This is a genomic window from Roseivirga seohaensis subsp. aquiponti (genome assembly GCF_001267955.1).
GTDB lineage: Bacteria > Bacteroidota > Bacteroidia > Cytophagales > Cyclobacteriaceae > Roseivirga > Roseivirga seohaensis.
Window position 1 is genome coordinate 102245 of sequence record NZ_JSVA01000007.1, and the last position, 19029, is coordinate 121273.

Sequence of the window (19029 nt, forward strand, 5' to 3'; positions counted from 1 at the left end):
TTAATTTGGAATGGCTATTATTTCAAAATGCTTTTTTATACTCATGGTGTCCTTCGTTAGCTTCACTCTTTTTGCAGTATCTACAAAGCCATCGGACAAATAATGAGTGTCATTCATGTAAACCGTGTAATTATGTTTTGCCATAGCATCATACAGATCTTCCCTTTCCTCTTTGGTTAATCTTTTATAACATTCCGCCATAATATTCGGTCTGTAGGTAGATATCAGATCGCTTAATCCATTAAGGATGTCCTTATCGTAACCCTCTGCATCCACTTTTAATAGAGATAGTTGAGATAACCGGTCTGCATAATTTTCATTTAAAAATTTCTGGAAATTTCTTCCTTGCACCTTTAATTCATAATTGTGCTTATGCTTTCGATTTTTGATTTGAGAGAGAAAACCACCATTGCAAAAAGATGCATCTGAATAGTTAAATACATATTCTCCATCTTCTTCAGTAGCAGCAAAAGGAAGAGGAACTATATTGGTGTAATCTGGGTTCAGTTCTGAGTTCTTTTCAAGTATTTTATAAACATAGGGATTAGGCTCAAGTCCTAACACTATTCCGCTTTTACCTACTGCCAGAGCCATAGGTACAGTAGTATCTCCGGTATAAGTACCGATATCAATTATCATGGAGCCTTCAGGAGCCAGGGACTTATAAAAGTTAACTTCAGAAGTCCCTAAATGTATGGGTCTATTAAAAGGATGTAGCCAATTAGCAAAATCAATTTCACCATATCCATCGATCCTGAATTTCTGAATTTCGTAACCGTACTCCTTGAAAGTTGACTTAATTTCCTTCTTTCGTTTACTTTTTCCGAACAGTCCAAACATAGTCTTAGTTTTAAATGTCGAAAATACGAGAAATAAAAGAATATCTCTTTCATATCTAAAAGAATGAACCTGTTCTTTCGACATCAAATCATTAATTTCGCATTTCTAATGAATATGCAACAGATAAAATTAAGTGGGGTTATAATTACATTCAACGAGGAAGAAAACATTGGCAGATGTATAGAATCCCTAAAAGAAGTCTGTGATGAAATTCTTGTGGTTGATTCATTTTCAACAGACCGCACAAAAGATATTGCTCTTAGTCATCAGGTTAAGTTTATAGAAAACGCTTGGAAAGGTTTTTTAGATCAGAAAAACTTTGCTCAAGATTCAGCAAGTTTTGACTACGTGTTGCAATTAGATGCTGATGAAGAGCTGTCTGAAGAATTAAAAAAATCAATCCAGTTGGTTAAAAATAACTGGGCTTATGACGGATACATTTTCAACCGATTCACTAACTATTGCGGCAAATGGATAAGGCATTCTGGCTGGTATCCCGATGCAAAACTTAGGCTTTATGATAGGCGAAAAGGAAAATGGCTAGGGCTTGACCCCCACCCTTCTGTGTTTATGGATTCAGAATCTAGAACCCGACACATTGAGGGTGACTTACTGCACTACTCTTACACCAGCTACGAAGATCATATTAATAGATCGGCCAAATATGCAAAACAAGCTGCAATTGCCATGCATACTCTGGGTAAAAAGCCAAGTAACTTCAAACTCATCTTTAGCCCCGCCTTTAGATTCTTTAACAGTTACATTTTAAGAGGAGGTTTTAAAGACGGCTTTGAAGGTTTAATTATTTGCAAAACAGCAAGCTATTATACCTTTCTTAAATATATGTACCTAAAACTCATACATAAGGGTAAATCAATTGAATGAAAAAATTCACTAACCTCAACACTTTACAGGCTAATCATAAGCAACAAGTTATTTTCTTGATGGTGGTGATTTCCATGCTCTATTTTTTCAATTTCTATGTAAATGACATTTGGACTCCAAATGAAAGCTTTTACGCTGAATCTGTAAGAGAGATGTTCGAAAGTGGCAACTTCCTAGATATTAAATATAATTATGAACCAAGGTATAACAAACCCCCTCTCACCTACTGGGCAATAGCCATAAGCAGTTCAATTTTCGGATTAAATGAATTCAGCATTAGGTTGCCCATTGTTATTATGGCGCTAGGCGCCATTTGGCTAACTTTCTTGCTTGGTAAAGAAATGTATGGTCAAAAAGGTGGGTTTTATGCGCTCATTATCATGGCGTTTGGCCTACAGTTATTAGCTGTAAAACAATACGCTTCTCCTGAAATACCCCTTACATTCTTCTTCACCCTAACTATGTATTGGTTTTACAAGGGCTTTGAAAAACGCTCTAACTTATACCTTATGGGTAGCTATATCGCCTTAGGGCTAACTGTTCTTACAAAAGGATTCCCATACATAATAGTTATAGGCGGAATAATTGGTTTGTATCTCTTACTCAAAGATTGGGGCAAATGGAAACAACTATGGAGAGATGTAGTCTTTCTCAAATTACCTTTAGGTTTATTGATTGTGGTTGTAATTGGCCTTAGCTGGGTTATTTTCATGTACATAAAGGATGGACAAAACTTTTGGGAAATCTATTATCGCGAAACATTTGGCAGGGCTTTAGAGAAGAAGTCAAATGGAATGAAGCCATTCTTTTACATTGGCGTCATCAGCTGGAGTATTGTGCCCTATTCTTTGACGTTTTTCTATTCGATATTCTATTGGATTAAGAACCGAGAGAGCCTAAGGCAAGTGCTATTCCCAATAGCTTGGGTGCTCGTCATGCTTATCATTTTCACCATTTCAAAGGGAAAGATACCCACCTATATTATCCAAGCGCACCCAGCTCTGGCACTTATGATTGTGCCTATGTTTCTTGATACAAAGAGCAAGCATATTGGGCTAAAAGCCATCAATTTAACTATGTCTGCGCTTTTAATTGTTGGAACCGTTTATCTCATCTTCATACTCGATCTATCTCTTTTTTCTCTCTTAGCCCCTTTCTTAATAGTAGTTTTATCAATTATATCAGCTAAGAGAATAGGAATATTAGAGTTAAGTAAACTGCTACCTTTCTGGGGTATGCTTGGCTTCGTTTTGATATTCAGTTCCTTTTTACCAAGAATGGAAAAGTTAAGACCATATGATCAAATAGGCCATATTGTAATTGACAAGTACAATATTGATCAAAGCACACCATTGCTTTTAAATTCCTGGCTCATCCATAACCTACCCTATTACACTAAAAGACAAGCAATTCGCGATTATAGTCCTGAAATGATTAATGAATACGCCAAGAATAAAGAAACTCTGGCCCTCCTTCCAAAAAAACACCTGAACAAATTAGATTTTAAATACGAGGTTATTTGGGAAGGACTGATTTATAACTTTGCATCCGAATCTCAGTTCTTCAAATATATTTTAGCGGTAAATGATGCGTTGAATGGTAATGAAGAGAAGTTCGCCTCCTACATTCTTATCTACAAACGTTGAGCAAACATCTGTAACCATTAGGTGTAGGTCATTTTAGGGCTTATCACCTTATAGTGAGTTCAAAACTAACCACTTATAAGTCTTCACAGTACAAATAAAAAAGGCTGCACAGCCAAATACTGCACAGCCTTTCAAATGAATTCAAATATCAATTAATACCTATAATGCTCTGGCTTGTAAGGGCCTTCAACAGTTACACCAATATATTCTGCTTGTTCTGGAGTAAGCTCTTCTAATTCTACTCCAATTTTAGCAAGGTGAAGTTTGGCCACTTTCTCATCTAAATGCTTAGGCAATGTATACACTGCATTTTCATATGCGTCTGAATTAGTCCATAGCTCCAACTGAGCTAAAGTTTGGTTCGTGAATGAATTAGACATTACAAACGAAGGGTGACCAGTAGCACAACCTAGATTTACCAAACGACCTTCGGCCAAAACGATTACATCGTTACCGTTGATATTGTACAAGTCAACCTGAGGTTTGATCTCTATTTTGCTATTACCATGGTTCTTATTTAACCAAGCCATATCAATTTCATTATCGAAGTGGCCAATGTTACAAACAATGGTTTTATCCTTCATGGCTTCGAAATGCTTGCCTTGAATAATATTATAATTACCCGTTGCTGTTACCACAATATTAGCTCTAGGAATAGCATTCTCCATTTTTTGAACTTCATAACCGTCCATTGCTGCTTGAAGAGCACATATCGGATCAATTTCGGTAACAATTACTCTAACGCCAGCGCCACTCAAAGAAGCAGCAGAACCTTTTCCTACGTCACCGTAACCAGCCACAACAGCAACCTTACCTGCAAGCATTACATCAGTAGCACGTCTGATTGCGTCTACTAATGATTCCTTACATCCGTATTTGTTATCGAATTTAGATTTTGTAACAGAGTCATTCACATTAATGGCAGGCATTGGCAATGTGCCTTTTTTCATTCTTTCGTAAAGCCTGTGAACACCCGTAGTTGTTTCTTCAGAAAGACCTTTGATGTCTTTTACCAATTCTGGGTATCTATCTAAAACCATGTTGGTCAAATCACCACCATCGTCAAGAATCATATTTAGAGGCTTGCCACCTTCAAACGCAAACAAAGTTTGTTCGATACACCAATCGAATTCTTCATCGTTCATACCTTTCCAAGCAAAAACAGGAATTCCAGCTTTAGCAATTGCTGCTGCTGCATGATCTTGAGTTGAGAAAATATTACAAGAAGACCAGCTTACTTCGGCACCAAGAGCCGTTAAGGTTTCAATCAAAACCGCAGTTTGAATTGTCATATGAAGACAACCTGCGATTCTAGCTCCTTTCAATGGCTGTGATGCACCAAACTCTTCTCTTAAAGACATTAAACCAGGCATTTCGGCCTCGGCTAATCCAATTTCTTTTCTACCCCAGTCACTCAGGGAAATATCTTTTACTTTGTAATCTAGTCCTGTTTCTAACATATCGTTTTTTATTTGCGCTGCAAAGATACTGCTTGTATTTAGAAAGTTCAAAATAAGCCAGTACTCAATACAAAAATTCAACCTCCTTAAAATCAAAGGACTGCACACCCTTTGTAGTTTCCATAATCAACTTACCTGTTTCTGCCACATCTATTATTTTACCACTAAAAACGTACTCCGTTCTATAATTTCTGAATTGCTGAAAACCAAAAAGGTGTTGCAGATACTCTTCTCTTAATTCTTCTCGTTTTCCCGATTTTAATCTTAAATAATAGTATTCTATTGACTCAATCAGTTTTTCAAAAAGAATAGATAAATCAAACAGCTTATTTACAGCTTGAGACATAGAAGTTGCTTTTTCTAAGCCAAAACTCTTTTGATTAACATTTACTCCAATGCCCAAAACTGCCCATTGAATTGAGTTCTTTTGCAATGTATTTTCTATTAAGATTCCAGCTACTTTCTTCTCCCTTAGAAGCACATCATTGGGCCACTTCACTTTTACATCTTGCCCATCTACACCGCCTTGTATCGTCCTCTGCACAGCTAATGAGGCAACCATATTCAAATAGAATTGATCTGAGGCTTGAAGGAAATTAGGCTTTAAAATAACACTTAATGTAAGATTAGAATCTGGGTCAGATTTCCAGTTATTACCTCTCTGCCCCCGCCCCGAAGTTTGATGACCAGCAATAATAACTAGCCCCTCTCGAGTGTCAGGTTTCTTTAGCATTTGCAAGGCAATATCATTCGTTGAATGACAACTTGGCATGTAAATTACTTCTTTCCCTAGAAATAAAGTTTTAGCAAGGATTTTGTACAACAGATTTTCGTAGTTTTGACTACAAATAAATAACAATTTAGACACAAAAAACTGAATGACTTCAGAAGAACTGAGCCAGATTATTATAAAGGGAATGGAAGAGCGTAAGGCAGAGGACATTAAGGTTCTTGACTTACGTGATGTAAAAGGTTCGATTAGCGATTTTTTCATTATTTGCTCAGGCAACTCTGATACCCAGTTACAAGCCATAGCCGAATCTGTTGAAAAAGAGGTTAAAGAGGCTCAAGGCGAACGCCCATGGAGAAAAGAGGGATTTACCAACAGAGAGTGGATTCTGCTCGATTATGTTAGCAATGTAGTGCATATATTCAAGCGTGATAAAAGAGACTTTTATGCCCTTGAAGACCTTTGGGGAGATGCCAAGGTAACCTCCATCGGATAACTCAAAAGTTCTTTAACTTTATGTGTTACTCCGCGTTTAAAGAAAGATTTAAATTTTATAAAAAATAAAAATGCCAGATAGTCCAAGAAAGAAGAACATCCTTCCAAAAGCAGGAGGCAAAAAGCCCAATAATCAAGTATGGATATTCATTTCCTTGATTATTCTTGTATTCTCAATCTCTATTTTCAGCAACCAGAGCACAGGCGTTATCATTACGATGAAGCGCTTTGAGGATATGGTTAAAAGCAATGACATTCAAAGCGTTGTAGTGATTACTAATCAAAAAAAGGTTGAGGTTACTTTAAAAAACGAAGCTCTTCAAAATGCTAAGTATAAAACTGAATTAGAGAACCAAGATTTCTTCAGTTTTGGCAATCAAGGCCCTCATTATATCATTCAAAACATCTTATCTGCAGAAGATTTTAAAGATGATTATTTGTCTTTTGTTGAAAAAGAGAAAATTCCAGAAGAGGAAATTGTTAGAATCCAGTTTGAAGAAAAAACTACTTTTATTGAGATTCTTGGCTCCTATGGCTTCTTAATCATCATTATATTATTCTTCTGGTTAATGATGAGAAGAATGACAGGTAACTCTGGCCCTGGAGGTCAAATATTTAATATCGGCAAATCAAGGGCTGCATTATTTGATGCTGAAAATAAAGTGAAAATCACTTTTGGCAATGTTGCCGGTTTAGATGAAGCCAAAGAAGAGGTGCAAGAAATTGTAGAATTCCTTCGAAACCCTTCAAAATTCACCAAACTGGGTGGTAAAATCCCTAAAGGAGCACTACTTGTAGGCCCTCCAGGAACTGGTAAAACTTTGTTAGCGAAGGCCGTAGCTGGTGAAGCCGGTGTACCTTTCTTCTCACTTTCAGGTTCTGATTTTGTTGAAATGTTCGTAGGAGTTGGAGCTGCTAGAGTAAGAGACCTTTTCAAACAAGCGAAAGAAAAAGCACCTTGTATTGTGTTTATTGATGAGATAGACGCTATTGGTCGCTCAAGAGGCAAAGGGCAAATGCCTGGGTCTAATGATGAGAGAGAAAATACATTAAACTCGCTATTGGTTGAAATGGATGGTTTTGCTACCGATTCAGGAGTAATTATTCTAGCCGCTACAAACCGACCTGATGTGCTCGATCAAGCACTTTTAAGACCAGGACGTTTCGACAGACAAATCAGTATTGATAAGCCAGATTTGGTAGGCAGAGAAGCCATCTTTAAGGTGCACTTGGCTCCAATAAAAATGGATAAAGACATTGATGCTAAAAAATTAGCAGCGCAAACGCCAGGTTTTGCGGGAGCAGAAATAGCTAATGTTTGTAACGAAGCCGCTTTAATTGCCGCGCGAAGAGACAAAAAAGCGGTTGATATGGACGATTTCCAACATGCGATTGACCGTGTGATTGGAGGTTTAGAAAAGAAAAATAAGCTCATCTCTCCTGAAGAAAAGAAAATTGTGGCTTACCACGAAGCGGGTCATGCAGTGGCTGGTTGGTTCTTAGAACATGCCGATCCGTTGGTTAAAGTAAGTATTGTACCAAGAGGTGTTGCCGCATTAGGTTATGCCCAATACCTACCGAAAGAACAGTTTTTGTATCAGACAGAACAGCTTATGGACGAAATGTGTATGACTTTAGGCGGTAGAGCAGCAGAAGAAATCATTTTCGGAAAAATATCTACTGGAGCGTTAAGCGATTTAGAGCGAGTAACTAAAGTAGCATACAGTATTGTTACTGTTTATGGAATGAACGAGAAAATCGGACATATTTCTTACTACGATTCTAAACAATCAGAATACAATTTTAACAAACCTTATTCTGACGCTACCGCGAAGACAATCGATGAAGAGGTTAAGAAGATCATTGACGAGGCTTATCAGCGTGCAATTAAATTATTGACAGAGAAGAAAGACAAACTTGAAATTATAGCTCAGAAATTGCTCGAAAAGGAAATCATATTCCAATCTGATTTGGAAGGACTAATTGGTAAGAGGCCATTTGAAAAGCAAACAACTTACGCTGCCTATACCTCGCCTAATGGTCAGGATAAAGAAAAGCTAGCTCCAGATACAGAAAAAGCTAGCGATGTAGTAGATGCTGATTCAGACAATATAGATGACACTTCTAGTACAGAAGAAAACAAGTAACCCTTCGTAAAAAGTAAAATTGAAATCAGGCCAATAGTGCCTGATTTTTTTATTTGTGAATACTTTGCAATTTTGACATTGCACTAACGTAGCCATGAACATCAAATTAGCCTCAGGTAAAAAAGCTTACTTCGCATCAGATTTCCACTTAGGGGTTCCTTCATTTGAAAAGAGCTTAGAAAGAGAGCGGAAAATTGTCAGATGGCTGGATATGGTTTCGAAAGACGCTCAGACCATATTTTTAGTTGGCGACCTTTTCGACTTTTGGTTCGAATACAATACAGTGGTGCCAAAGGGTTTTACACGGTTTATGGGCAAATTGGCTGAACTGAGTGATAGAGGAATTGAACTTATTATCTTTACTGGCAACCATGATTTATGGATGTTTGGTTATTTAGAACAAGAACTCAACGCCAAAGTCATTAAGGCTCCAATTGATGTCATCATCAACAACTATTCAATGCTTATTGGGCATGGTGATGGACTCGGCCCTCATGACAAAGGTTATAAATCACTGAAGAAGATATTTACTAACCCCTTCTTTCAATGGTGCTTTCACAGGCTTCACCCCAATTTCGGGATTGGGCTGGCCAATTATTGGTCTCGAAAAAGTAGAGCACAAGGGCATGAAAAAGAGCAAGAGTTCTTAGGAGAAGATGAATGGCTTTGGACATACGCCAAAAAGAAAGAAAACCAAAAGCACAGAGATTTATATCTATTCGGACATAGACATTTACCACTCGATTTAAAAGTGGGAGAAAACAGTAGATATGTTAACTTGGGGGAATGGATCAACAACTACACATATGGAGAGTTTGATGGCCAAAACTTCTATCTCAATACTTTTGAAGCTTAGACTCACACTATTCATATTGATCATTTGTCAGCTAACGTCATTTGCTCAAGACTGGAAGAGATTAGAATCTATAAAGCTAAATAACCCTGCGCACCAAATCTCTATCGATCGACAGGGAAACATTTATGTGTCATCTCTCAACGGAGCAATAGACAAGTACGACTCAAACGGAGAGCTTCAAGCGCACTATTCTCCTACAAAGAAGTCAACTCCTCGCATCATAGAAGCTTGGCAAGGGCTAAGGGTTTTTGCCTTCTATAAGGATTTTCAAGAATACTCTTTTTTCAATAGATTCCTCGGTGAATCTGAACGATACACTTTTGGTAATCAGCAAGTAACCAGTAACCTAAGTCTTTCTACAATTGCTACTGATAATAATATTTGGGCATTAGACGGTCAACAACTGAGTTTAAAAAAAATAGACATTAATAGCAATGAGGCAATCTCTGAAACTAACTTAAACCTCATACTAAAAAACAACACGCACGATTTCACTTATATAAGAGAATATCAAAATCTAGTCTTTATCAGCGACAGCAAAAATGGAATTCTAGTTTTCGATAATATTGGAAATTATTTAGAAACGCTTCCTCTCTTCAATATCAGCTTTTTCAGCTTTAAAGACTCTTCTTTAATAAGTATTCAAAACGGAAAGGTGATTTATTTTGATATTTATACCAAACAAAAAAAAGAGGTCAGTTTGCCTGACCCCTCTTACACTTTTGTTTTAATGGAAAACAAGCGAGTATTTCTTTTCAAAAAGGAAACCCTCGATATTTTTGAGTTAAACTAGTTCTGATTATTCATCTCACCAGTATAAATATCTAAAATTAACTGGCGGAATAGAATAGTATATTTGGCTTGAACAAGCTGTAGTTCTCCGTTATTCTTTCCATTCAAGCTAGTTAAATAGGTGACAAAATCTATAGTACCATTCTCGTAACGGCTTTTAGCAAACTCAAAGGCTAACTGTAAATTCACTAAGCTCTCTTTAGCTGCGGCATATGAAGTTTTAGCATTTATCAAATCTAGATATGCTCTTTGCACCTGGTTAATCAAATTATTTTTTGCTTGTTGAACACCAATTTCAGAGTTCAATACCTGAATTTTAGTTTGCTGAACTCTGGTTCTATTTTGGAAATTTGTGAATAGAGGAATATTTAAGTTTAAGCTCGCTCCTTTATTCACGTTATTCTCCATTTGAGTTGACAAATCTACTACACTTCCATCTTGATTTCTCAAGTTAGAAGACCAACCAGAGCCATAACTTGCAGACGCAGTTAGTCTCGGCATCCATGCATATTGGGCAATCTTATAAGATTTCTTAGTCGCCTCTAGATTAAGTTCCGAAGCCTTAATGGCAGGTGAATTTTCTAACGACTTTTCAGACACTTCAGAAAAATTAGCAATCTCGGCTTCCAGCTCAGCATCTTCCGCAGAAATTCCTTGAAAGGTGAATTCCTCAGATGGCTCTAATAGAAGCAATTGAATTAAAACTAATTCCCCAGATTGAAGTTGATTATTCAACTCTACCACCCTCAAATTCTGTTGTGCTACTTGTGAGCGGAAGTTATAAACTCGTTCCATATCTCCTACTCCTGCCTTCTGCCTTTTCTCTTCTCTATCCAACTGCTCATTCAGTAAATCATAAGTCTGTTTAGCAATTTTTAGGTTTTCTTGAGTAGATACAACCTGAAGAAAAGCACTTACAACATTACCTTCTATGGTTTGAATATTACTTTCTATAGTCTGTTCACTAGCTTCTAACAACAGTTTACTTCTGCTCAAACCCAACGTATTACTAAATCCCCCAAAAATGGTGACACCTCCACCAATGGATGCACCTCCACCTAGCGTTGTGGTGTTTACCCTTGTTCCGGAAGTTTGGTCAAAAGATAAACCCTCGCTCCACCTATGACTTGCTCCTGCACTTAAGTCGGGCAAAAAATTAAATTTACTCTGAGTATAACCTGCCTTAGCACTTATTGCTTCATTTCGAGCTCTTTTAATCTCTAAGTTATTATCTAGCGCAATCTGAATACATTCATCTAAAGTAAGTACACGTTGTGCCTTTATCGAAGTGATCAGAAACACTGTCAGAAATAGGGTGTAAAGTAATTTTTTCATTGTTCGAGTTTTCTATCCACAAGGCATTATTGACCATGCACGCTGCCTTAAAGCGTGTTTTTAATTAGGCTCCGGAAAAATCCGGAGCCCTTTCAGACACTTTGAGTTATATTTTAAACTAGAGAGTTTTCTTTCGAATTGATGTTCTCAGAAACAATCTGACCATCAAAGAGATTAATTACTCTATGGGCATATTCTGCGTCAGTTGCAGAGTGAGTTACCATTATCACGGTAGTTCCGTTTTCATTAAGGTTTGTTAAAAGCGTCATTACTTCCTGACCGTTAGTAGAATCCAAGTTACCAGTAGGCTCATCCGCAAGAATTAGGTTTGGCTTAGCTACAACCGCCCTAGCTACTGCTACCCTTTGTTGCTGACCACCTGATAATTGCTGAGGAAAGTGATCTTTTCTGTGCATGATTTGCATTTGTTCAAGCACTTCTTCAACGCGCTTTTTACGATCTGCGGCAGGGTATTTTAAGTAGATCAAAGGAAGCTCTACGTTTTCAAATACAGTTAGCTCATCGATAAGGTTAAAGCTTTGGAAAACGAAACCAATGTTTCTTTTTCTCAATTCTGCTCTCTGTCTCTCTGAGTATTTAGAAACTTCTTCATCATAGAAGTAAAACTCTCCTTCAGAAGGATTATCTAATAAACCAATGATGTTCAAAAGTGTAGACTTACCACATCCAGAGGGGCCCATTACGGCTACGAATTCGCCTTCTTTGATTTCAAGGTTTACATTACCCAATGCCGTAGTTTCTACTTCATCGGTGTAATAGAATTTTTTTAGACCTTTAGTGGTAATAAGATTTTTACTGTTTTCCATTTTAATAAAAGTTAAAGGTTGTTGTGAATTAATTTATACTATTTTTTGATTATCAGCTTGTCTTTATCTTCATAACCATCGTAAGACGAGGTAATTACGCGCTCTCCAACATCTAATCCCTCAAGCACCTCGTACTGTCTTAAATTCTGATTACCAATTTTGATTTTTCTTCTAACAGCAAACTCTCCTGACGGATCTACTACAAAAATCCAATTGCCACCAGTAGTTTGGAAGAATGCTCCACGAGGTATCATAACTGCTTTGCGTTCCTCACTCAATTGAAGCTTAATAGGCACTGTCTGCCCTCTTCTAATATTTTCAGGTACTTCGCCTTCGAACATCATTTCTACGTTAAACTGGCCACTGTTAATTTCGGGGAAAATTTTACGAATTACTAAACCGTAATTTGAGCCACCAAAATCGAAATTACCTTTAAGCCCCAAGTATACTCTATCTAAATAATGCTGATCTACGCGAGCTACAATCTTAAAGCCATCCAAATCATCGATTTGAGCTATATTCTGACCAGGGCTGACAGTCTGACCAATCTCTGGGTTTACTGTTGAAAGCAAACCCGTGATTCTTGCCGTCACCCATAAATTATTAAGATTGTTCTCAACCATCTTCAAACTTACATTTGAATTAGCCAGTCTCTCTCGATTCTGAGCAATAGTATTTACAGCTGTAATAGAGTCAAATTTCGCTGATTCAATCTCATTTACTCTTCGGGCCATAAGCCTATCGTACATCCTTTTGGAATTCAAATACTCTTGTTCTGAAATAACCTTATCCTCCCAAAGTTGCTTATTCCTTGTGTAAGCATCTTTTGCTTGGTCAATATCAAAGTCTAAATTGATGATAGCCGATTTCGACTGAAACAGTCTTTGTTGAAGACTAAGGTTCGTGTTTTCTATATCGTTTCTTAGGCGGTTAGTTTGTGTTTGCTCTTGAACATATTGCATTTGGAGACTATTATTTTCCAACCGCAGAATAGTGTCGCCTTCCTCTACTTCAACACCTCCATCTAAAAATTTCTCTGCTACATTACCTCCTACTATTGCATCAAGGTATATGGTTGTTTTCGGGTTGACCGTGCCCTCAACAGGAATAAATTCTTGAAATGCACCTTCTGTTACTTCAGCTACATTAATTTTGTCTAACTCAACATTGAGTTTGGAGGATTTATCCGCAAAAATGAATACATAGGCAATTAGGGCGACAACCCCAGTAATACCCAGTATTGTAAAAATTCTTTTTGCGGTCCATACCTTCTTTTTAATCTTTCTGTCCATTGCCATTTTGAGTGATGTTTTCTTATCCGGCCAGTTTTTACCAACAAAGATGCCACAAACTCAACCTACTGACTCACAATAGATTAACAACATTTAACAGATTCAAGTATTCTGGAAGGTGTACAATATTAGAACAAGGCTTGGTCGGAATCGAACAGTTTTGAAATTATTGAACCCAGAGGATTGGGCATAAAAAAAGGCTCGATTTGGTCAGAATCGAGCCCAAAGGTCAAAAACTCAAAATATCTGAATTAACGTTTAAATTAATTCAAAACAACGAGTGCAATATATGACACATAAATCAATTTCACAACGCCAACACCCCAATAATTTATATCACTACATAAATTTAGTTTAAGCGGTGTGCTAAGCGCCAGAAAATCAACCTACAAGCTTCCGAAAAAGCGTTTTATCAAATGCTTTAGTTTAAAAGCAAAATCTTACTAGCTTTATACTGTCCGAATTCAGTACATTTTTAGCACGATAACGGACACGTAATAACCTAAAAAGTAGCCTCAGCCACCGCATTATTAGTTGGCACTATTATAGGCAGTAAAGAAGGCAAATACATTTAAATTAGACACTAGTGGATAACGAACTCGGTAAAATATTAATCATAGATGACGATGAGGATGTACTCATTGCCGCCAAACTCCTACTTAAAAAACACGCCAAAGAAGTTATAATTGAAAAGAATCCTAAGAAGATTCCTTTCTTGATGAACAACGGCACTTATGATGTCATTCTGCTGGACATGAATTTCAGTAAAGACATTACTAGTGGAAAAGAAGGCTATTATTGGCTGGAGCAAATATTAGATGCAGATCCCTCGGCAGTCGTTGTATTAATTACCGCATTTGGTGATGTAGAAATGGCCGTAAAGGCACTGAAAGAAGGGGCTACCGACTTTGTATTAAAGCCTTGGCAGAATGAAAAACTCATTGCTACATTATCTACAGCGGTTAAATTAAAACGCTCTTATGCTGAAGTAGACAAACTAAAGAGTGCTAAAAAACAACTTGAAGACGAAATAAGTAAGCCTTTCAAAGACATTATTGGCAATAGCCCGGCCATGAAAAATGTCTTTTCCATTATAGACAAAGTAGCTGGTACAGATGCCAATGTTTTGATTTTGGGAGAAAACGGAACAGGTAAAGAACTTGTAGCGCGAGCCCTACATCAACGATCACTACGAAAAGACAATGTATTTGTGGGAGTCGACATGGGCGCCATTACCGAAACCCTTTTTGAAAGTGAGCTCTTTGGACATAAAAAAGGAGCATTTACAGACGCCAAAGAAGACAGAGTGGGCCGTTTTGAGGTAGCCAATGGTGGGTCTTTATTTTTAGATGAAATCGGAAACTTAAGCCTACCACTTCAATCAAAACTCCTTACTGCAATTCAACGCAGAGAGGTAACAAAGATTGGTTCGAATAAGTCAATGCCGATCGACATCCGTTTGATTTGCGCTACCAATATGCCACTTTATGATATGGTTCATGAAAATACTTTCCGCCAGGATTTACTTTATAGAATCAACACCGTAGAGGTGCATCTGCCACCGCTTCGTGAAAGACAGGACGATATTATTCTTCTTACGGAACATTTTGTTAAAGTGTATTGCGATAAATACCGCAAGGACAGAAAGAAAGTAGCTTCCTCTACCATGAAAAAGCTTCAGAAATATTCATGGCCAGGCAACATTCGCGAGCTACAGCACGCCATTGAAAGGGCCATTATTATGAGCGAGGGCAATACGCTAATGCCAGATGACTTCTTTTTCTTGGTTCAAAAACAAGACTCAGGAAATGAAACTGCGGAAAACTTCAATCTTGATGAAGTGGAGAAGAATGTTATTCTAAAAGCAGTAAACAAACATTCAGGCAATATTTCGAAGGCCGCCAAAGAGCTAGGGCTTACAAGAGCTTCGCTTTATCGCAGATTAGAAAAACATGGGCTTTAAGAATCTAAGATTTAACATCATAGCCCGAGTTATGCTACTTACGGCCAGTGCTTTGTTACTGGCCAATTTAATCTATGGGTCGCAAAATCAGGTCAATATATTCTTTGTGAGCCTAGCAATTGTTGTTCAGGTCTATTTGCTTATTCGCGCTATTGAAAAAACAAATCGCGAAATTTCTGGCTTTCTTAACTCGATAAAATACGATGATTTTACTGCTACATACCCCACCGAAGGCCACTCGGCTTCGGTTGATCAGTTGTATCAAGAATTTAACAATGTAATTAAGAAGTTTAGAGAAATTAGGGCAGACAAAGAGGCTAACTATCACTACTTCAGAACCATAGTTCAACATGTAGGGATTGGCCTTATCACTTTCAATAAAAAAGGAGACATTCAAATTATTAATAGCTCTGCTAAAAAACTGATTGGAGTTGAAGCCATCCAAAATATTTTTGAACTGAGTAAGGTAAGCCCCAAGTTGGTTGAATCTTTGGTTAAGTTAAAAACGGGTGGAAGCGACCTCATAGAATTTACACAAGACGGAACTCACATTCAGCTCTCAATTTATGTGATTGAACTCGTACTTAGAGGCGAAGAATTCAAACTTGTTTCGGTACAAAACATTCAATCTGAACTGGAGGAAAAAGAAATGGACGCTTGGCAAAACCTAATAAGGGTTTTGACACACGAAATTATGAACTCTGTAACTCCACTTTCTTCTTTAGCAGCAACGGTAAAAGACAATTTGGTGGACAATATCGAAGATGATGTTCCTATAGAAAAAGACGAATTAGAAGACATCTATTTGGCGGTTCAAACCATAGAAAGAAGAAGCCAAGGCTTGATACGGTTTGTTTCTGACTTCAGAAACCTAACCAAAATACCTCAGCCAAAAGTGGCTACTGAAAGCGTAGCCAAAGTTTTAGAGCATATTCAAGTATTGTTTAATCATGAATTGGCTGCAAAAAACATCAAAATCAGTTTTAGCATTGAGCCTGTTAACTTAGCCTTTAGTATAGATAAAGAATTAATAGATCAGGTGTTGATCAATATTCTTCAGAATGCGGTACATGCCTTAGAAGAAACCACCAATGAAAAGCATATTATGGTTCGTGCTTTTGTTAATGAATATAACCGACCTACCATTGTAATTAGAGATAATGGTTGCGGTATTGACGAAGAGGCATTGAGTAAAATCTTTATTCCTTTCTTTACTACTAAAAAACAAGGATCGGGAATTGGCCTAAGTTTATCGAAACAAATCATGAGAAAACACGGAGGCGGTATTACAGTAAAATCTGTTATGAATGAGGGCACTGAATTTACCCTTAGATTTTAAATTTTTGGCTAAATCGACTATCTTCCGAAAATATTCCTTTAGAGACCAACCAATGAGTGAGATTCAAGAAAAAATCACAAAAATTCTAGTCGATAAAATAGGTATAGCGCCTACTGAAGCTACAATTGACGCAAACTTTATTAAAGATTTAGGTATAGACTCGTTGGACTATGCTGAACTCGTAATGGAATTTGAACAGACTTTTGAGATCAGAATTCCGGACAGCGATGCTGAGAAGTTGCAAACGGTTGGACAAACAGTAGAGTATATCCAAAAAAAGGTAAACCAAAATTAGCCTACGGTCAGGTTAAGCCTGTATTACCAAAAAACATCTCATCCCTCCTTTAAATATTAATTCCGTAAAACCACGGTGACAATGGAGTCAAACTCAATTTGTTAATTGAGTCATACCCCTTTAACCCGTGAAGAATAACTGCAAAACCATTGTTATTTCTGATGTTCACCTAGGCACCAAAGGCTCAAAGTCTAAAGAACTTGTCAGATTTCTAAAACAGTATCAATGTGAAAACTTGATACTCAACGGAGACATTATTGACGGCTGGCAACTCAAAAAATCCGGCCAATGGAAAAGAAAGCACACTCGCTTTTTTACCTGCATTCTCAAGATGATTGAACAAGAGGGCACTAAGGTTACCTACCTTCGTGGCAATCATGACGATTTCCTAGATCAAATTCTCCCCTTCACAATGGGTAATTTGACCATTAAAAGAGAAATGGTATATGAATCCTGTGGGAAGAAGTTCTTGATTGTTCACGGAGATATTTTTGATTCTATTACACGCCAGTTTAAATGGATCGCTAAGCTTGGCGATGTGGGCTACACTTTTCTTTTATGGCTAAACCGACAATACAACTATCGAAGAGTTAAAAAAGGGCTTCCTTACTTTTCTCTTTCTCAGGCAGTAAAAGGCAAAGTAAAACAAGCCATAAAATACATTGATGATTACGAAGAGCAACTTTCTGCCATGGCCAAATACCGAGAATGTGATGGCATTATCTGTGGACATATTCACCAACCGGCCATAAAAGAAATTGACGGCATTACTTATCTCAACTCTGGAGATTGGGTAGAATCACTCACTGCCTTAGTCGAAGATTTTAATGGAGAATGGAGTCTTGTCTATTATTCTGAAACCCAAAAAGCAGAAAAGAAGCAGAAAGAATCAAAGGCTTTAAAAAGCAAACCTATAGAAATAACTGGCCTATTCGGACCAGTAGGAATTAGTCCAAAAACTGAAATCGGATAAATGAGAGCACTCTTTATAATACAAGGTGAAGGACGCGGCCATATGACTCAAGCGCTAGCTTTATCGCAAATACTGACAGAAGCCGGCCATGAAGTAACTTCCATGATTATTGGCACCAACAAAAGACGTGAGGTACCTGCTTATTTCCAGCAAAAATCCGATACAAAAGTCCATACAGTCGTTAGCCCAAACTTTTTTTATGACAAAGGAAAAAAGTCCATCAACTTATGGAAAACAGGGCTAGTTAATGGCTTAAATATTCCGCAGTTTTTGAGCCAACTCAGAAAAATCAACCAGATTGTAAAAAGGGAAAAGCCCGATGTTATTATTAACTTCTATGATATACTCGCGGGTATGTATTTTGGAATTTATAAGCCGAAAGTAAAAAGAATCTGTATTGCCCATCAGTATTTGGCCGAAGACCGTTCTTTTCCATTTGCCGAAGGCTCTCCACTTCAAAAACGGTGTTTTCTGCTTACAAACAAACTGACATCACTCAATACCCATAAGAAAATCGCCTTATCATTTCGCGACATTAAACCTGATTCTAAAACATTAACCATTGTTCCTCCTCTACTGAGGGAAGAAATATTCAACCTAACTCCGAGCAAAGGAGATTTCATTTTGGCCTATGTAGTAAACCCCGGCTATGCTTATGACTTAATGGAATGGCACAAACAGAACAAGAAAATTCGACTGCATTGCTTTTGGGATAACTTAGAGCAAAAAGATGAATGGTCACCATGGAAAAACATCACCTTCCATCATATTAATGACCAAAAGTTTTTGAGCTTTATGAAAGATTGTTTGGGCTACGTTTCTACGGCAGGCTTTGAGTCTATTTGCGAGGCCATGTATTTAGGTAAGCCAGTAATGATGGTGCCCGTTGAAAACCAATATGAGCAAGCCTGTAATGCATTGGATGCCGTAAAAGCTGGTGCTGGAATCGCCAACCACCAGTTTGTGCTAGATCCATTCTTAAAGCACCTCTCTACACACACAAAAGAGTCAACTGATTTTAAACATTGGGTGGGGCTGAATAAAACAATCATTCTTGAAGCACTCGAAGCACCAGTGACCCCAAGTCGGAGCCTTATACTTAATTTCACACCTGCTATTCCCAGACTATTCACTATCTCTACCGACAATTAAAC

Annotated in this window: 17 protein-coding genes; 11 read left to right on the plus strand and 6 right to left on the minus strand. The window is 37.5% G+C overall.

Annotated elements, in window-relative coordinates:
- A complete protein-coding gene (locus tag OB69_RS06110) occupies window positions 1-840 on the minus strand; it encodes an FkbM family methyltransferase (protein ID WP_053222822.1) in 840 nt (279 codons plus the stop codon).
- Between the two features lie 114 nt (window positions 841-954).
- On the opposite strand from OB69_RS06110, the gene OB69_RS06115 reads away from it, so the two are divergent.
- On the plus strand, window positions 955-1725 hold the full coding sequence (locus tag OB69_RS06115) for a glycosyltransferase family 2 protein (RefSeq protein WP_053222823.1): 771 nt from the start codon (window positions 955-957) through the stop codon (window positions 1723-1725).
- Complete coding sequence (locus tag OB69_RS06120) at window positions 1722-3371, plus strand: ArnT family glycosyltransferase (RefSeq protein WP_053222824.1); 1650 nt, start codon at window positions 1722-1724, stop codon at window positions 3369-3371. The genes OB69_RS06115 and OB69_RS06120 overlap by 4 nt, the downstream gene beginning before the upstream one ends.
- Before the next feature lie 152 nt (window positions 3372-3523).
- Here OB69_RS06120 and ahcY read toward each other — a convergent pair whose 3' ends face one another.
- Together ahcY and OB69_RS06130 are read right to left on the minus strand one after the other, a co-directional pair.
- Window positions 3524-4831, minus strand: coding sequence for an adenosylhomocysteinase (gene ahcY, locus OB69_RS06125; protein ID WP_053222976.1), 1308 nt, complete (start codon window positions 4829-4831; stop codon window positions 3524-3526).
- A gap of 64 nt (window positions 4832-4895) precedes the next feature.
- A complete protein-coding gene (locus OB69_RS06130) occupies window positions 4896-5825 on the minus strand; it encodes a biotin--[acetyl-CoA-carboxylase] ligase (protein ID WP_316931876.1) in 930 nt (309 codons plus the stop codon).
- On the opposite strand from OB69_RS06130, the gene rsfS reads away from it, so the two are divergent.
- The 4 genes from rsfS to OB69_RS06150 all read left to right on the plus strand — a co-directional run bounded on the left by rsfS (window position 5710) and on the right by OB69_RS06150 (window position 9852).
- Window positions 5710-6057: a ribosome silencing factor gene (gene rsfS, locus OB69_RS06135; protein WP_053222826.1), complete on the plus strand. Its 348-nt coding sequence runs from the start codon at window positions 5710-5712 to the stop codon at window positions 6055-6057. The two genes, OB69_RS06130 and rsfS, sit on opposite strands and share 116 nt — an antisense overlap.
- A 70-nt stretch (window positions 6058-6127) precedes the next feature.
- A complete protein-coding gene (gene ftsH, locus OB69_RS06140) occupies window positions 6128-8203 on the plus strand; it encodes an ATP-dependent zinc metalloprotease FtsH (protein WP_053222827.1) in 2076 nt (691 codons plus the stop codon).
- A gap of 94 nt (window positions 8204-8297) precedes the next feature.
- On the plus strand, window positions 8298-9059 hold the full coding sequence (locus tag OB69_RS06145) for a UDP-2,3-diacylglucosamine diphosphatase (protein WP_053222828.1): 762 nt from the start codon (window positions 8298-8300) through the stop codon (window positions 9057-9059).
- Entirely contained in the window at window positions 9049-9852 is an 804-nt protein-coding gene (locus OB69_RS06150; protein WP_157608498.1) for a hypothetical protein, read from the plus strand. The genes OB69_RS06145 and OB69_RS06150 overlap by 11 nt, the downstream gene beginning before the upstream one ends.
- Here the strand turns inward: OB69_RS06150 and OB69_RS18570 are convergent.
- The 3 genes from OB69_RS18570 to OB69_RS06165 all read right to left on the minus strand — a co-directional run bounded on the left by OB69_RS18570 (window position 9849) and on the right by OB69_RS06165 (window position 13305).
- On the minus strand, window positions 9849-11186 hold the full coding sequence (locus OB69_RS18570; RefSeq protein ID WP_053222830.1) for a TolC family protein: 1338 nt from the start codon (window positions 11184-11186) through the stop codon (window positions 9849-9851). The two genes, OB69_RS06150 and OB69_RS18570, sit on opposite strands and share 4 nt — an antisense overlap.
- A 113-nt stretch (window positions 11187-11299) precedes the next feature.
- The gene (locus tag OB69_RS06160; protein ID WP_053222831.1) at window positions 11300-12013 is read right to left on the minus strand and encodes an ABC transporter ATP-binding protein; all 714 of its coding nucleotides are present in this window, start codon (window positions 12011-12013) and stop codon (window positions 11300-11302) included.
- A gap of 38 nt (window positions 12014-12051) precedes the next feature.
- Window positions 12052-13305 (minus strand): efflux RND transporter periplasmic adaptor subunit, encoded by a 1254-nt coding sequence (locus tag OB69_RS06165; protein ID WP_071387054.1) that lies wholly within the window; start codon window positions 13303-13305, stop codon window positions 12052-12054.
- Window positions 13306-13891: 586 nt separating this feature from the next.
- Between OB69_RS06165 and OB69_RS06170 the strand changes: the two genes are divergently transcribed.
- The 5 genes from OB69_RS06170 to OB69_RS06190 all read left to right on the plus strand — a co-directional run bounded on the left by OB69_RS06170 (window position 13892) and on the right by OB69_RS06190 (window position 19027).
- Window positions 13892-15268 carry a sigma-54-dependent transcriptional regulator gene (locus OB69_RS06170; RefSeq protein WP_053222833.1) on the plus strand — a complete coding sequence of 459 codons (1377 nt, stop codon included), beginning with the start codon at window positions 13892-13894 and terminating at the stop codon, window positions 15266-15268.
- A gap of 31 nt (window positions 15269-15299) precedes the next feature.
- Window positions 15300-16607 carry a sensor histidine kinase gene (locus tag OB69_RS06175; protein WP_245620788.1) on the plus strand — a complete coding sequence of 436 codons (1308 nt, stop codon included), beginning with the start codon at window positions 15300-15302 and terminating at the stop codon, window positions 16605-16607.
- A gap of 52 nt (window positions 16608-16659) precedes the next feature.
- Window positions 16660-16902 (plus strand): acyl carrier protein, encoded by a 243-nt coding sequence (locus OB69_RS06180; protein ID WP_053222977.1) that lies wholly within the window; start codon window positions 16660-16662, stop codon window positions 16900-16902.
- A gap of 127 nt (window positions 16903-17029) precedes the next feature.
- Window positions 17030-17875, plus strand: coding sequence for a UDP-2,3-diacylglucosamine diphosphatase (locus OB69_RS06185; RefSeq protein WP_053222835.1), 846 nt, complete (start codon window positions 17030-17032; stop codon window positions 17873-17875).
- Window positions 17876-19027, plus strand: coding sequence for a glycosyltransferase family protein (locus OB69_RS06190; RefSeq protein ID WP_053222836.1), 1152 nt, complete (start codon window positions 17876-17878; stop codon window positions 19025-19027).
- The last annotated feature ends 2 nt before the right edge of the window (window positions 19028-19029 follow it).

Bases quoted from the DNA above. Each gene is read 5' to 3' on its own strand.
- OB69_RS18570 (WP_053222830.1), bottom strand. From the start codon at position 11,186: ATGAAAAAATTACTTTACACCCTATTTCTGACAGTGTTTCTGATCACT.
- OB69_RS06160 (WP_053222831.1), bottom strand. From the start codon at position 12,013: ATGGAAAACAGTAAAAATCTTATTACCACTAAAGGTCTAAAAAAATTC.
- rsfS (WP_053222826.1), top strand. From the start codon at position 5,710: ATGACTTCAGAAGAACTGAGCCAGATTATTATAAAGGGAATGGAAGAG.
- OB69_RS06180 (WP_053222977.1), top strand. From the start codon at position 16,660: ATGAGTGAGATTCAAGAAAAAATCACAAAAATTCTAGTCGATAAAATA.
- OB69_RS06165 (WP_071387054.1), bottom strand. From the start codon at position 13,305: ATGGACAGAAAGATTAAAAAGAAGGTATGGACCGCAAAAAGAATTTTT.
- OB69_RS06115 (WP_053222823.1), top strand. From the start codon at position 955: ATGCAACAGATAAAATTAAGTGGGGTTATAATTACATTCAACGAGGAA.
- OB69_RS06145 (WP_053222828.1), top strand. From the start codon at position 8,298: ATGAACATCAAATTAGCCTCAGGTAAAAAAGCTTACTTCGCATCAGAT.
- OB69_RS06190 (WP_053222836.1), top strand. From the start codon at position 17,876: ATGAGAGCACTCTTTATAATACAAGGTGAAGGACGCGGCCATATGACT.
- OB69_RS06175 (WP_245620788.1), top strand. From the start codon at position 15,300: ATGCTACTTACGGCCAGTGCTTTGTTACTGGCCAATTTAATCTATGGG.
- OB69_RS06110 (WP_053222822.1), bottom strand. From the start codon at position 840: ATGTTTGGACTGTTCGGAAAAAGTAAACGAAAGAAGGAAATTAAGTCA.
- ahcY (WP_053222976.1), bottom strand. From the start codon at position 4,831: ATGTTAGAAACAGGACTAGATTACAAAGTAAAAGATATTTCCCTGAGT.
- ftsH (WP_053222827.1), top strand. From the start codon at position 6,128: ATGCCAGATAGTCCAAGAAAGAAGAACATCCTTCCAAAAGCAGGAGGC.
- OB69_RS06120 (WP_053222824.1), top strand. From the start codon at position 1,722: ATGAAAAAATTCACTAACCTCAACACTTTACAGGCTAATCATAAGCAA.
- OB69_RS06130 (WP_316931876.1), bottom strand. From the start codon at position 5,825: ATGAAAAAATCGCTAATCGAACCTTTTACATCACGTAAGTCAAGAACC.